Source organism: Chryseobacterium sp. RR2-3-20 (assembly GCF_017808115.1).
Taxonomy (GTDB): domain Bacteria; phylum Bacteroidota; class Bacteroidia; order Flavobacteriales; family Weeksellaceae; genus Chryseobacterium; species Chryseobacterium oryzae.
Genome location: NZ_JADQBD010000014.1, coordinates 39,467 through 53,978, shown reverse-complemented (window position 1 = coordinate 53,978; position 14,512 = coordinate 39,467). Strand labels below are relative to the sequence as shown.

Here is a 14,512-nt window from a genome sequence, read left to right as displayed (position 1 = left end):
TCTGTCCCAAAATGTGCTGAAAAACTGAATAAATTCATATCTAATTGTTTGATTACTACAAATATACAAAAGTTATGATAAATTACGGATATTCATAAATAATTATTTTACAAATGAAAAAACTTATTTTATTATTTCATTTTTTGTCTATTTCAATATTTGCACAAAGTTTTGAAATGCCAAGTAATTTTAGAATGTTGTCTTCTCCCTACAGTGCAGATTCATTGGGATTATCAGATATTAATATTTTCTTTAAAGTAAGTTATATAAAAGACATAAATAATCCATCTCTTACATCTTCAACACATGCACTATTGGCTATTAATAGCAAATATTCTAAGTTTACAGATTTAATTTTAGTAAAAAGAGACTCTTTAGAAAATTTATTCAGCAAGCAAAACAGTATTGGAGCAAAAGAGTTCAACGAGTACTCTAGATACCATACCGTGTTTGGAAAAAATGTATTGAAGAATTTTAGTAATAGAACTATATCTATTCAAGAGCGTTTTCGCGATGTATATCAATATGAAGAAAATATCCCAAAAATGAATTGGAAACTTATAGAAGGCTCTGAAAATATTTTGGGATACAGTTGTAATAAAGCAACTCTTTCTTACAAGGGGAGAGAGTATAATGCTTGGTATACTACCTCAATACCTATCTACGATGGTCCTTTTATTTTTGGTAATTTACCTGGACTTATTTTAAAAATTGAAGATAAAAATAAAGAATATAGCTTTGAGGCAGTTGCTATTACAAAAAAGCCAATAGAAATATATTGGCGAAAAGAAAAATCGATTAAGAATATCAGCCGAGATGATTTTTTCAGACTTGAGAAAACTTATCACGATAATCCTGGATTCTTTGTAAAATCAAAAGCTATAACAGCTGACGGACAAGAGATTATACCAAAAGTTCCAGCAAGACCTTTTAATCCTATTGAGAAAGAATAAGTAATTATAACCAGAGAGGAGTGAGTTTAAAAAAATCAGAAATCTGTGGTAATTATTTATTGATAAATAAAAACCATCGTCTGTACCAAATCTGGATGAAGACTTTTGGCAACAGGGCAGTTATGGGCTGTTTCTTCAATAAAAGCTTTTTCCTCTTTAGAATATTGGTCAGAAAACACAAAATTACATACGATTTCTGTTATTCTTCGGGGGTTTGCAGCCATTATTTTCTGAAGATTACAATAGGCTCCTTCAATATTAATTCCTTTATCTTTTCCTAAAATAGCAATAGTTGTAAGAGCACATTCGGCTAAAGAAGTTGCACAAAGGTCGGTGGGAGAAAATTTTTCACCTTTTCCATGATTATCCGTAGGTGCATCGCTTTCTATAATTGTTCCGGATTGTAAATGTTCTGCAGAACATCTTAAATCTCCTATGTAGGTTATTTTTGAAGTCATTTTTTTAAATTTAATGATTTTAGAAAATAATTTTTACAGTTCTTATTTGTTGAATATCAACTTTCACTCAGTAATATTACAAAAACTATTCTTTTTTTTAAAAATGAAAAATATCTTTTGCTTTATTATATGAGCTTTCAAAATTCAGTAAATTAAGCTTATGATTTACCTTCTCTACACTCATAAAATTAATTACCTGTTCTGTTGGCATATTTCCTACTAAATCATCTTTTGCCATTGGACAGCCGCCAATTCCTTTTATGGCAGAATCGAATCTTCTGCTACCTTTGTCGTAGGCAGCTTTTAATTTAGAATAAGAATCTTCGTATCTGTTATGGAAATGGGCTCCAAAATCTATTTCGGGATATTTAGAAGGAATTTTTTCGAATAATAAACTTATTTTTTCGGCTGTTGCTACTCCGGTAGTATCCGAGAGTAAAATATTTTTAATTCCGATTTCCGAAAATCTCTGAGCCCAAAAATCTACATCTTCCCATTTCCACATTTCTCCGTAAGGATTTCCAAATGCCATGGAGAAATAGAGATTAAATTCTCTGTTTTCAGATTTTGTGAGTTCAAGAATTTTTACAATATCATCAAAAGCTTCTTCTTGATTTTTGTTGGTATTGCGATGCTGAAAAGTTTCAGAAATAGAAAAAGGAAATCCTAAAATATCTACAGACTGATGTTTTAAAGCCTTTTCTGCACCTCTGTAATTGCCAATAATAGCAGAAACTTTGGTGTTAGATAAAGATTTGTCTATATTTTCGGCAACTTCGGCAGAATCTGCCATTTGCGGGATGGCTTTCGGAGATACAAAACTCACACAATCGAGCACATCAAAACCCACTTCCATCAGCGAGTTGATGTAATCTATTTTTTTACTGGTGGGTATAAATTCGTCCCAACCCTGCATGGCGTCTCTCGGACATTCGGTAAGAAACATTTTACTTTTGATTTTCTCAAATATAATAAAACTAAACTATTTAAATCGGAATAGAGATTGTTAATTCATTTAATTGATTGTCAGCGTTTTATTTTGTATTCATAAAATCAATGAAATTTATTGGATAACAATAATCTGTTCGGACATTGAGAATTGCTAACTTTGTTAAAATTTAAAAATCAAAAATGAGTACAATGGAATTCAACTCAATGTGGAGAGAAAAACTGCTGAACCGTTTTATCAGCTATGTAAAAATATATTCCACAAGCGATGCGGAAAGCGAAACAACCCCTTCTACCAAAAGACAATTGGATATTGCCAATTATATTACAGAAGAATTGAAAAAAATCGGTCTGGAAGATGTTTCTATTGATGAGCATGGATATATTATGGGATATGTTCCTTCAAATTTGGAGAATGATAATCTACCGACCATCGGGTTTATTTCCCATTACGATACTTCACCGGATTTCAGTGGTGAAGATGTAAAACCTCAGATTTGGGAAAACTATCAGGGTGAAGATTTGGTTTTAAATAAAGAAACAAATTTCACTTTATCTCCTTCAAGATTCGAAAGTTTGAAGAAATATGTTGGTCAGACTTTAATTACGACTGATGGAAATACTCTTTTAGGAGCCGACGATAAAGCTGGTTGTGCAGAAATTGTTACGGCGGCAGAATATCTTATTGCTCACCCGGAAATTAAACATGGAAGAATTGCTGTAGGATTCACTCCAGACGAAGAAATTGGGAGAGGAGCACACAAATTTGATGTAGCAAAATTTGGAGCAGAATTCGCTTATACAATGGATGGTGGAGAGGTAGGAGAACTGGAATATGAGAATTTTAATGCAGCCGGAGCGGTAGTGAAAATTCACGGATTGAGTGTTCACCCTGGTTATGCTTACGGAAAAATGATTAATGCCGCTTTACTGGCATCTGAATTTGCACAAATGCTTCCTGTCAACGAAACTCCTTCTACTACGAAAGGTTTTGAAGGTTTTTATCATTTAATGGATATTAATGCAGATATTGCTGAAGCAAAACTTCAATACATTATCCGTGATCACGATGAAGAGAAATTCGAAGCCAGAAAGAAATTTATGGAAGAGAAAGTTGCCGATTTTAATAAAAAGCATGGAGAAGGAACTGCCGAAATCGAGATTAAAGAGCAATACCGCAATATGAAGCAACAATTTGAAGGTAAAATGCACATCGTAGATCTTGCTGCAAAAGCAATGAAGGAAGCCGGAATTGAGCCTAAAATTAAGGCAATTAGAGGTGGAACAGATGGAGCGCAATTATCTTACATGGGATTGCCTTGTCCGAATATTTTTGCTGGCGGAATCAATTTCCATGGACCTTACGAATATGTAGCTTTGGAAAGTATGATGAAAGCAACTGAAGTGATTGTGAATATTGTGAAAAAAGATATTCTCTAAGAAATCAAGCTATCGGATTATAAAAAAGTCCGTTTTCACAATTTGTGAAAACGGACTTTTTAATTTAAGTCGAAAATTTTATTATTCGTCAGATTTCTCTTCTGTTGTAGGAACAAGAGGAGATTGATCTTTTACTTCTTCTTCTAATTCTTCATCTTCTTCATCCATTGCTGCTGCACCACCTTTCATTGCATTTCTAGACATCTTAACAGCTACAACAACTGCATTGTCTGGGTGCATGAAAGAATATCCTTCTGCTTTAATGCTTCCTACATAAAGTTTGTTACCAATTCTTAATGGAGTAACATCTACAACGATTTCGTCTGGCAAATTAGCAGGAATCGCTTTTACTTTTAATTTTCTGAAAGACTGACGAAGAACACCACCAGCCACAACACCTTTAGAACGACCTGTAATTCTAACAGGAACTTCCATAACAACAGGTTTGTCTTCAGCTAACTGATAAAAGTCTGCGTGAAGAATTTTGTCTGTAATTGGGTGAAACTGAATATCCTGAAGAACAGCCGGAATAGTTTGTCCGTCAACCTCAATAGATACCGTGTGTGCTTCAGGAGTGTATACCAAACCTTTGAAAGATTTCTCTGTAGCAGAGAAGTTCAAAGGAGCTTCACCTCCGTAAACAACACAAGGAACTAATTCAGCATCACGTAAAGCTTTTGTAGACTTTTTGCCCACGCTTTCTCTTTTTGTACCTTGAATTGTAATAGATTTCATTTATAAAAAATTTAAAAAATTGTTTTTATTTTTAATTGCAAATGTTTGATTATTAATTAAATAACAAACTTGCTGCTGATAGATTGATGCTCGTGCACCATCTTCATAACATCTGCAAATAATGGGGCGCAAGATAGCACTTTTATTTTAGATGACAAAGATGTTTTTACAGGAATTGAGTCAGTTACAATAACTTCCAATAATTTTGAGTTCTCTATATTCTCATAAGCTTTTCCCGAAAGGACACCATGTGTAGCCATTGCTCTCACAGATTTTGCTCCTTTTTCCATTAAAATATCTGCAGCTTTACAAAGTGTACCGGCAGTATCTATCATATCGTCGATAAGAATGACGTTTTTACCTTCAACATCTCCAATAAGGAACATTTCTTCAACTACATTTGCCTTTTTTCTCTCCTTATAAGCAATTACAACATCGGCTCCTAGGTGACCGGCATAATTTTTTGCTCTTTTCGCACCTCCCATATCTGGAGATGCAATGGTAAGATTCTCCATTTTAAGATCTCTAATATAATCTACGAAAATGGTAGAAGCATAAAGGTGATCCACAGGGATCTCGAAGAACCCCTGAATTTGATCTGCATGGAGATCCATTGTCATAATTCTTGTTGCTCCGGCAGCTGTTAAAAGATTGGCAACCAGTTTTGCACCGATAGGAGCTCTTGGTTTATCTTTTCTGTCTTGTCTTGCCAAACCAAAATAAGGAAGTACTACAGTAATGCTTTTTGCAGATGCTCTTTTTGCTGCGTCAATCATGAGAAGTAGCTCCAAAAGATTGTCTGCCGGCGGAAATGTAGATCCTATAAGAAATACTCTTCCTCCTCTTACAGATTCGTCCAAAACAGGCTCGAATTCTCCGTCGCTAAATTCCTGAATGATGATTTTTCCTAACTCTTTCCCATAATACTGGGCGATTTTTTCTGCAAGATCCTTGCTCGTTCTTGTTGAAAACAGATAACTTTGTTGATCAGCCATTTTTACTTTTTAAAAGATTTTGCAAATTTAACAAAAAACCACAAGAATTAATCCTGTGGTTTCTAAGTTTTTATTTTTATTAATTTTTATGGGAAGGTAATCCCAGAATATTTGTTAGGATCTACTTGTGGAAGGGTAGATTTGTATTTAGCATTAATTGCTTTAATAAACTCGTTTGCTATAATGGCATACCCTCTTCCGGTTAAATGAACTCCATCTAAAGAGAAAGCTCCGCCTGTTACAAATTTAGCACTGTATCTTACTCCATCCCACACAATACCAGATTGTCCTCCAAGTTCATTAATCTTCGTATTTGCATCAACATAAGCAAGTCCTTTAGAAGCTGCAATATCTTTAAGGGCATCATTGTAAGCCTTGGTAGCAGTCATAACTTTTAAAGTTTCTTTTTGTGTAAGTACATATTTGTCTGCTAAAGGAACTGCAGTTCCTGCGCTCATTCCTTGAGGATTGCATGTCGCATCGAAAGGTTTGATAAGATTTGCAGCAGGTAATATGATGAAATCTTCGCTTGTTGTCTGTCTGTAAGATTTAAGTGCCGGATTCAATCCTGTTAAGTCTTTCAGATCTTTGTCTAAAATTACTGCACCGTTGGCAACGCTTCCTGCGGTGAATTTAATTACTCTGCTTTGGTATTCTGCATCTGTAATTACACCCATAGATTTCAACTGTAGAATTCCTGCATTGTAAGGAGCATAAGCTGTGTTCAGTTGGCTCGCTTGTGCATCAGTAAGGTTAGAAATTGGCTTACTAGGAACTGTAGTGAAAAATGGAATTGATGTTACATTCGGAATATTTGCCAATACACCTTTAGCGCCATTTGCAGTAAGTGCTGTTACGTAACTGTTGATTACTGATTTGTAAAGGGTAGGATCTGTAATGTCATTATTGCCATAAGTTGTTACATTAGCATTACCTGTTTGGTCTACTCCTGTTCCTCCACTTGTGGCGTAAGAAAGGACATCGTTATTTCCTATCCATAATGAGAAAAATGTTGGAGCTTGAGAAACTGCAGCGCTTATCGGGCTAACCCCTGTAGAAAACCTTGTATAGTAAGGGTTTAGTATCCCGTAATTGCTAAGTCCAAGATGAAATGACTTAGCTCCAGGAATTCCAAGATTCTGGTAAGGGCCTCCAGTAGAGATATTGTCCAAAGCGGCTCCGGGTGCAGATGGTTTTGGTGCTAATGCATTATTACATCCAACACCTAAAACAATTTTGCCATAAAAATCTCCTGTCGCAGGATTGGCAAGATTAGAAAATCCTCCCGAATTGTTTGGCATCATAGGTTGTTTAAATGCACCTCCTCCTGCAAGTTTCATCTGGTTAGAGAGAATTAACGGATAAGATTCGTTCTGTCCGTCAATATACAATGCATTATCTCTAAAGCCTGAAGTAAGTGAGTTTCCAAGTGCTACATATTTCGAGAAGTTTGCTTCACCATTTGTAACAGCTATATCTTTTACATCAGTATCAAAATCTGTTTTACAACTTGTTGTAAAAAGAAGTGCGGATACAGCTAATGTTGATATTATAATTTTTTTCATATTCTTAATTAAAAAGCGTTATACGATAATCCAAGACCAAAATAGAATGCTTTAGCTTTAGCCTGTCCGTAGAAACCAATGTTTGGGTTTTTTACATCTCTTGCCTGTGGCATAGCATATCCTCCTGCAACATCTACACCGAATTGTTTCAGTTTAAATCCAAGACCTCCTGTTACTACATAAGTGTTGAATGATGGCGTTTCGGGGATGAAGTTTTCATCTGAATAAGGAGATTCATCATAATATGCTCCTAAACGACCGTAAATCATACTGGAGAAAGCATATTGGGTTCCCAATCTGAAGGTTTTAGAGTTTTTGAAGTTTTTAGGAGCTACCAAAACTGTAGGATCTGCCTGATTTCCGATAGGAGCATTGGCGAAATCTAAAGTAAGTTTACTGTATCTTCCCCATCCGTGATAATTAAAATCTGCAGAAATAAGCCATTTTGAAGTGGCTTTGTATGTCATACCAATGGTGTATTCTTCTACAAGAGGGAGTGTTGCGGTAAAACTGTCTTGTCCTGCACTGTTTAGTCCCAAAAGAGCATTTACTGTGTTTTGAGAAGGAGCTTTAAAAGTTGCTGTACCATTTTTTGCCTTCATGTCTACAGGAGAACGGTAGGCAATACTCATATCAAACGAAGGGTCTGGTCTGAAATAAAAACCAAATCCGTAGCCATGTCCGCTGGCTTTATTATCATTAATATTAACAATGCCTCCGAATTGTGTTACAGCCTTATCCCAGTCTACTTTTCCTTTAGCATAAATATAACTTGCTCCGAAAGAAAGCCAGTCGGTCATTTTCACAGAAACCATAGGCTGAAAGTAGAAACTTTTAAGTTCCATTTTCTGAACCAATTCTTTTCCTTCCCAATCGTTAGGATATTGCACCGTGCTCCCAAAAGGTGTGGAGAAGCTAAAACCTACTGAAATATTTTTAGCTGGTTTATACGCAATTGCCGCATAGATAGGGGTTCCAAGAGGGTTGTCGGTTTCTGCACTGCTTAAGGTATTCAGATTTTGAAAAGTAACCTTATTGCTTGCCCCGAAACCTCCGGCTACAATACTCAATTTGGAAGGAATGAACGACATTCCCGCAGGATTGAAGAATGCTACACTTGCATCTTCAGCATGAGCACTTGTATGAGCCATTGCCAATTGCTTTACACCTTGCAGAGAAACCCTGAAGCCTCCCGCATAAGATAAAACACCAGCCAATAAAGCGGTGGATATTAAAATTTTTTTCATAGACTATATATTATATAAGTCAAATATAAAATTATTTTGAATACATCTGTTAATATTTCTTAATATTTTAAACGTAAGCATCAATTAAAACTATGTTTAAAATAGCAAATTGATTTAATAAACTTATAAATATCTGATTAATAAATAGTTAATTTTTGGTTTTAGGTTTGAATACCTTCTTGTTTAATATTAAACAATATCTGAAATTAATATTTAGTACATTTGGAAATGGTATAAAGATAAAAATCAATAAATTTGCAAGATTAAATAAATTATAATATGAGTTGTGGATGTAAAACATCCGGCGATTCTGGGCATTCATGCGGAACAAAATCTGCGAATGGCTGTGAAAATGTAAATACCTGCGGTAATAGTTATAAATTAAGTGTTTTCGACTGGCTTTCAAATATTCAAAATCCATCATCTAATAGGTGTGATTTTGTTGAAGTTAGATTTAAAAATGACAGAAAATCCTTTTATAAAAATGTAAATAATATTCCTTTACATATAGGTAGCGTTGTAACAGTAGAATCTAGTCCGGGGTACGATGTGGGCGTAGTAAGTCTCACAGGCGAATTGGTGAAAATTCAGATGAAGAAAAAAAGATTTTCGGATGAAGGAGCACCCAAAATATACAGGCTTGCCAACCAAAAAGATATAGAAATCTGGCAGGAAGCCAGAAAAAAAGAAGAAAGTGTAAAAATAGAATCCCGTAAAATATCGCACAGATTGGGTCTTGAAATGAAGATTACAGATGTGGAATATCAGGGAGATGCTTCTAAAGTTACATTTTATTATACAGCAGATAGCAGGGTAGATTTCCGAATGCTTATTAAGGAGCTTGCAGGAACTTTCCGTACCAAAATTGATATGAAACAAATCGGTTTCCGACAAGAAGCCGCAAAAGTTGGAGGAATAGGATCTTGTGGAAGAGAATTGTGCTGTTCTACCTGGTTAACAGACTTCAGATCAGTAAATACCAATGTAGCAAGATATCAGCAATTAAGCATCAATCCTCAGAAATTGGCGGGACAGTGCGGAAAGCTGAAATGTTGTCTGAATTACGAACTAGACAGTTACTTGGATGCATTAAGCGATTTTCCATCTTCGTCTACAACACTGGAAACTGAAAAAGGAAAGGCTTTTTGTATTAAAATTGATGTTTTCAAGAAGAAAATGTGGTTTGCGTATGTCGACAGTTCTATGGCATGGTACGATTTTGATGTAGCTTTGGTAAAAAAACTGATTTCTCAAAATAAAAAAGGCGAAAGAACGTTACCTCTTGAAGAATTGAAACAGCCTGAATTGGCAGTTCAGACCGTGGATCTTATTCAGGAAAACAGTGTAGACCGATTCGAGAAAAAGAACCGAGGTTCCAACCGAAACAGAAATCAGAACAAACCGAACAATAGCCAGAACGGAAATAGGAAGAATCGTCCTGAATCGACGGATAAAAACGTACGTGCTGAGAAAAGTGAAAGACCGGTAAGACAAGAGAGAAGTACGAAGCCAAATTCTAATTCTGCAAACACTCCAAAACCGCAGCAAAAGCAATCTCCAAAATCGGTATCGGAAAAAACAGAGGCAATAGTTGCTAACGATAGCGAGAAAAAACCTCAAAATCAGCAACCTAAAAAGAAATTTAAAAAGAAATTTCCTCCCAAAAAAGATAATAATGCGTAAAATTTCAGGTTTTCTTCTTTTAATGAGTATTGTAGCATGTAATACATCTGAAGATCAGGTAATGATGAATCATGTTGATAATAAATGGGATAAAAAAAATCAACAAAAATTTAATCTTGATATTTCCGATCCTGAAAATGCTAAAAATATTATATTTGTTGTAAGAAACAATAACGATTATCCTTACAGTAATATAAGATTTATCGTAAATTTTACCAATCTAAAAACCAAAAAAGCAGAGATAGATACGCTGAATTACATTTTGGCAAATCCGAACGGAGAGTGGTTGGGAACGGGGTTTGGTGAAACGAAAGAAACATTATTTCAATATAAACTGAATTATAAATTTCCGGAAAAAGGCAAATATGAGATCGCAGTTTCTCAGGCAATGAGAAACGATGCACTTCCGGGAATTGAAGATTTAGGAATAAAAGTAGAAACGGCAAAAACCGTAAGTACAAATGGAACAAAATAATCAAAATACAGGGAGTACGGGAAATAAGTTCCCGCTTCCTCCTAAAAAAAATCAAAAAAATACTGCCTGGAAAAGATGGGTGAAAATCATCTGGGTAGGTTTTATTGCAGTGGTTTTAGGGATTTCGGGACTCTTTTTTGCGGTCTCGCAAGGTTTTTTGGGCGAAATGCCGGATGTGAAAGAGCTGGAAAATCCGGATATTTATGTAGCGTCTCAGATATTTTCTTCAGACGGGGTTCTGTTAGGGAAATTTGAGAAAGAAAAAACACAGCCGGTTGAGTATAAAAATCTTCCGCCTTATCTTATTTATGCTTTGCAGGCAAAAGAAGATGAACGTTTTAAAGAACACTCTGGGATAGATTTGCAATCGGTGGTAAGAGCCGTAGTTTTCAGAGGTGGAAGAGGTGGTGGATCTACCATTACCCAACAGCTTGCAAAATTGCTTTTTACCAAAGAACCCTCCAAGAACTCTGTTAAAAGAGCAATTCAAAAGCTTAAAGAATGGGTAGTAGCAGTAAGTCTCGAAAAAAGATATACTAAAGAAGAAATCATAACTTTATATTTCAATAAGTTCGATTTTACCCACAATGCCAATGGTATTGAAATGGCATCTAAAATTTACTTCAACAAATCTGCTTCTCAGCTCACATTACCAGAAGCTGCGGTATTTGTCTCTATGTTGGAGGCTCCAAATGCCAATAATCCTCTTCGTGATAATAGTGCAAGACCAAAAGAAAGAAGAGATGTCGTTTTAAAGCAGATGCTGGAAACAGGTTATATCGACCAGCCAACGTATGAAAAAGCAGTTGCAACTCCAATTGTAACAGATTATCGTCCAATAGAAGATATTACCGATGATTATTCTGCTTACTATAAATTTTATCTGAGAAAAGAAATAGATAAATATCTTAAAGACTACGAAAAAGATACAGGGAAGAAACTTAATCTTTATAAAGATGGTTTGAAGATATATGTTACTTTAGATTCCAAAATGCAGAAGTATGCAGAAGAAGCCATTAAAGAACATTTAACAGACCTTCAAAGAAGATTCGATGCAGAACAGAGAGGAAGAAAAGACAGACCTTTTTATAAACTGAACTCCACTCAAATAAATAATTTGATGATGCAGGCTGTTAAAAGAACAGGTCGTTATAAACAAATGGTTGCAGAAAATATGCCTGAAGATTCAATCTTAATGGAATTTCATAAACCCGTTAAAATGACAAGGTTTACTTGGGCTGGAGAAGAAGAAGTGGAGATGAGCCCTTGGGATTCAATAAGATATCATAAGCAAATTGCACAGGCGGGGTTAATGTCTATGGTTCCGGGAACAGGAGAAATTAAAGCATGGGTTGGAGGAATCAATTGGCAGCATTTCCAGTATGACCACATCAAACAAGGGAAAAGACAGGTAGGATCTACTTTTAAACCATTTGTATATGCAACTGCAATCATGAAATTAGGTTTAACTCCATGTTCAACAATTTCTAACGCATCTTACAGAAAAGGAACCTGGAATGTTGAAGGTTCTGGTGGAATGTTAACACTTAAAAATGCTTTGGCCCATTCTAAGAACCCTGTTGCTGTTAGATTGGCAGAAATGGCAGGTACTCAGAGTGTTATTCAGACTGCAAGAGATTTGGGAGTTACAGAAGAAATATCTACCAGTTTGCCAATGGCACTTGGATCTTCCGATATCACAATTTATGAAATGTTGGGAGCCTACAGTACTTTTGCCAACTATGGTAATTACAACAAACCTGAAATGATTTGGCGTATAGAAGATGTAAATGGTAGAGTTATTAAAGAAGTAAATCAGGATCCAAAAGAGGTAATGAACCCTAATTATGCTTACACCATGATTGAATTGATGAAAGGTGTGGCAGAGTTTGGTACTGCCTCCGGAGAATTAGGAAGAAGAGGAATATCTAAAGCTGTTGAAATTGCAGGGAAAACGGGTACTACACAAAATAATTCCGATGGTTGGTTTATGGGTATGGTACCGAAACTGGCAACCGGAGCTTGGGTAGGATGGGAAGACAGAGCTACTCACTTTTTAGGAACTGGTGAAGGGCAGGGAGCGAAAATGGCATTGCCAATTTGGGCAATTTATATGAAGAAAGTATGGGCAGATAAGAGTCTTAAAATTTCTCCAGACGATAAATTTGTAAAACCAAGTGATTGGAAAGATGGCTGTAGCAATCTTCAAGGTTTAGGAGGTGGATATGGTGACGAAGGTGGTTTACAAACCATAGATGATCTCAAAAATCCTAGACCTGCAGATAATTCACCTAAAAATAACTCAGGTAAGAAAGAAGAAAACATCAATGAGAATCTCAACACGGGAGAAAATATTGATTTTAATAAGTAAACAATCTTAATAATTGTTATAAGACCTTTCAATAATTTGGAAGGTCTTTTTCTTTTTGGTTTTTAATATCTTTGATGTATGAATATCGACAAAATACAGCAACCTTTTACTGAGATTTTTCCCGGAGATTTTTCAGGAAATACCATGCAGAGAAACACTCCGAAAGTTCTTTTTTCATTGGTGAAACCTGTTGGGTTTGAAAATACAACACTTATTCATTTTAATGAAGAACTGTCCGAAGAAATAGGACTTGGAAAATTTGAGGAGCAAGATATTCCGTTTTTAACAGCTTCAGATTTACCACAAAATATTAAAACTTATGCAACTGCCTATGCGGGACACCAATTTGGGAATTGGGCAGGACAACTTGGAGACGGGCGTGCAATTTTTGCAGGAGAAATTATTAATGATTTTGGGCAGAAAACAGAAATCCAATGGAAAGGTGCAGGAGCCACACCATACTCACGTCATGCAGATGGAAGAGCGGTTTTAAGATCTTCAGTAAGAGAATATTTAATGAGTGAAGCCATGTTTCATCTGGGAGTTCCTACAACAAGAGCTTTAAGCCTCGCTTTGAGTGGAGAACATGTGGTTCGAGATATGATGTACAATGGTAACCCGGAGTCGGAAAAAGGTGCAGTAGTTATCAGAACCGCAGAAAGTTTTCTCCGATTTGGTCATTTTGAATTAATTTCTGCACAAAAAGAATACGATACGCTTAGAAATTTGGCAGATTTTGCTATAGCCAACTATTTTAAGGATATAAAGTCTGAAGGAGTTGAAAAATACAAAGATTTTTTTGCTCAAATATGTAAAAGAACAGCAGATTTAATAGTAGAATGGTATAGGGTGGGGTTTGTGCACGGTGTTATGAATACCGATAATATGTCAGTTCTTGGGTTAACCATAGATTATGGTCCATATTCTATGATGGATGAATATGATTTGAATTTTACTCCCAATACTACAGATTTGCCCGGCAGAAGATATGCTTTCGGAAAACAGGGACAAATTTCGCAATGGAATTTGTGGCAGTTAGCCAACTCATTATTTCCTTTAATAAAAGATGAAAAATTTTTAGAAGAAACATTAAATCAGTACGGAAATTACTTTTGGGAAGCGCATGATACAATGTTATGCAAAAAATTTGGGTTTGATGAACTGAAAAAAAGTGATGAAGAATTTTTCAGCAATTGGCAAGGGCTTATGCATGAACTGCAATTCGATTACACATTGTTTTTCCATGAAATTGAAAAGATGCGTAACGAAAAAGATGTTGATTTCGAAGCTGTGAGTTATGGAGCTTTAGATCAAAATAAAAAAGACAAGCTTAATCATTTCCTTGAAACTTATCAAAATAGACTGTTGGACAATACTTTCTCAAGAGAAGATTCTTTAGAACTGATGAAAAAAAACAATCCGAAATTTATTCTTCGAAATTATGTTCTCTTCGAATGTATTGAAGAAATTAATGAAGGAAAGAACGAATTGTTTGAAAAGCTTATTTCAGCCCTAAAAAACCCGTATAAAGAAATTTATCCTCAATTTTCCATCAAAAGACCCTCAAAGTATGATGATATTTCAGGATGTTCTATGCTTTCATGCAGTTCTTAGAATTATTTTGCTTAAAATTTAAAAATAA

General features: G+C 35.3%; 12 protein-coding genes. 6 read left to right on the top strand and 6 right to left on the bottom strand.

Annotated features, from left to right (window positions below; all coding sequences use genetic code 11):
* Positions 1-113: 113 nt before the first annotated feature.
* The gene (locus IV513_RS05605) at positions 114-953 is read left to right on the top strand and encodes a GLPGLI family protein (protein WP_209389633.1); all 840 of its coding nucleotides are present in this window, start codon (positions 114-116) and stop codon (positions 951-953) included.
* Between the two features lie 56 nt (positions 954-1,009).
* Here IV513_RS05605 and IV513_RS05600 read toward each other — a convergent pair whose 3' ends face one another.
* Both IV513_RS05600 and IV513_RS05595 read right to left on the bottom strand, forming a co-directional pair.
* Positions 1,010-1,411: an OsmC family protein gene (locus tag IV513_RS05600; RefSeq protein ID WP_209389632.1), complete on the bottom strand. Its 402-nt coding sequence runs from the start codon at positions 1,409-1,411 to the stop codon at positions 1,010-1,012.
* A gap of 97 nt (positions 1,412-1,508) precedes the next feature.
* A complete protein-coding gene (locus IV513_RS05595) occupies positions 1,509-2,357 on the bottom strand; it encodes a hydroxymethylglutaryl-CoA lyase (RefSeq protein WP_209389631.1) in 849 nt (282 codons plus the stop codon).
* 185 nt (positions 2,358-2,542) lie between these two features.
* Here IV513_RS05595 and pepT point away from each other — a divergent pair, with 185 nt between their 5' ends.
* The gene (gene pepT, locus IV513_RS05590; RefSeq protein ID WP_209389630.1) at positions 2,543-3,799 is read left to right on the top strand and encodes a peptidase T; all 1,257 of its coding nucleotides are present in this window, start codon (positions 2,543-2,545) and stop codon (positions 3,797-3,799) included.
* 81 nt (positions 3,800-3,880) lie between these two features.
* Here pepT and IV513_RS05585 read toward each other — a convergent pair whose 3' ends face one another.
* From IV513_RS05585 to IV513_RS05570, 4 genes are all read right to left on the bottom strand, one after another.
* Positions 3,881-4,534, bottom strand: a complete 654-nt coding sequence (locus IV513_RS05585; protein WP_209389629.1) for a 50S ribosomal protein L25/general stress protein Ctc — start codon at positions 4,532-4,534, stop codon at positions 3,881-3,883.
* 56 nt (positions 4,535-4,590) lie between these two features.
* Complete coding sequence (locus IV513_RS05580; RefSeq protein ID WP_209389628.1) at positions 4,591-5,529, bottom strand: ribose-phosphate pyrophosphokinase; 939 nt, start codon at positions 5,527-5,529, stop codon at positions 4,591-4,593.
* 86 nt (positions 5,530-5,615) lie between these two features.
* Positions 5,616-7,094, bottom strand: coding sequence for a G-D-S-L family lipolytic protein (locus IV513_RS05575; RefSeq protein ID WP_209389627.1), 1,479 nt, complete (start codon positions 7,092-7,094; stop codon positions 5,616-5,618).
* A gap of 8 nt (positions 7,095-7,102) precedes the next feature.
* Positions 7,103-8,341 (bottom strand): OmpP1/FadL family transporter, encoded by a 1,239-nt coding sequence (locus IV513_RS05570; protein ID WP_209389626.1) that lies wholly within the window; start codon positions 8,339-8,341, stop codon positions 7,103-7,105.
* 279 nt (positions 8,342-8,620) lie between these two features.
* On the opposite strand from IV513_RS05570, the gene ricT reads away from it, so the two are divergent.
* The 4 genes from ricT (at position 8,621) to IV513_RS05550 (ending at position 14,484) form a co-directional block, all read left to right on the top strand.
* Entirely contained in the window at positions 8,621-10,024 is a 1,404-nt protein-coding gene (gene ricT / locus IV513_RS05565; RefSeq protein ID WP_209389625.1) for a regulatory iron-sulfur-containing complex subunit RicT, read from the top strand.
* Positions 10,017-10,499 (top strand): gliding motility lipoprotein GldH, encoded by a 483-nt coding sequence (locus IV513_RS05560; protein WP_209389624.1) that lies wholly within the window; start codon positions 10,017-10,019, stop codon positions 10,497-10,499. The genes ricT and IV513_RS05560 overlap by 8 nt, the downstream gene beginning before the upstream one ends.
* Positions 10,486-12,870 (top strand): transglycosylase domain-containing protein, encoded by a 2,385-nt coding sequence (locus IV513_RS05555; protein ID WP_209389623.1) that lies wholly within the window; start codon positions 10,486-10,488, stop codon positions 12,868-12,870. Before IV513_RS05560 ends, IV513_RS05555 begins: the two co-directional genes overlap by 14 nt.
* Before the next feature lie 78 nt (positions 12,871-12,948).
* Entirely contained in the window at positions 12,949-14,484 is a 1,536-nt protein-coding gene (locus IV513_RS05550; RefSeq protein ID WP_209389622.1) for a YdiU family protein, read from the top strand.
* Positions 14,485-14,512: the final 28 nt, after the last annotated feature.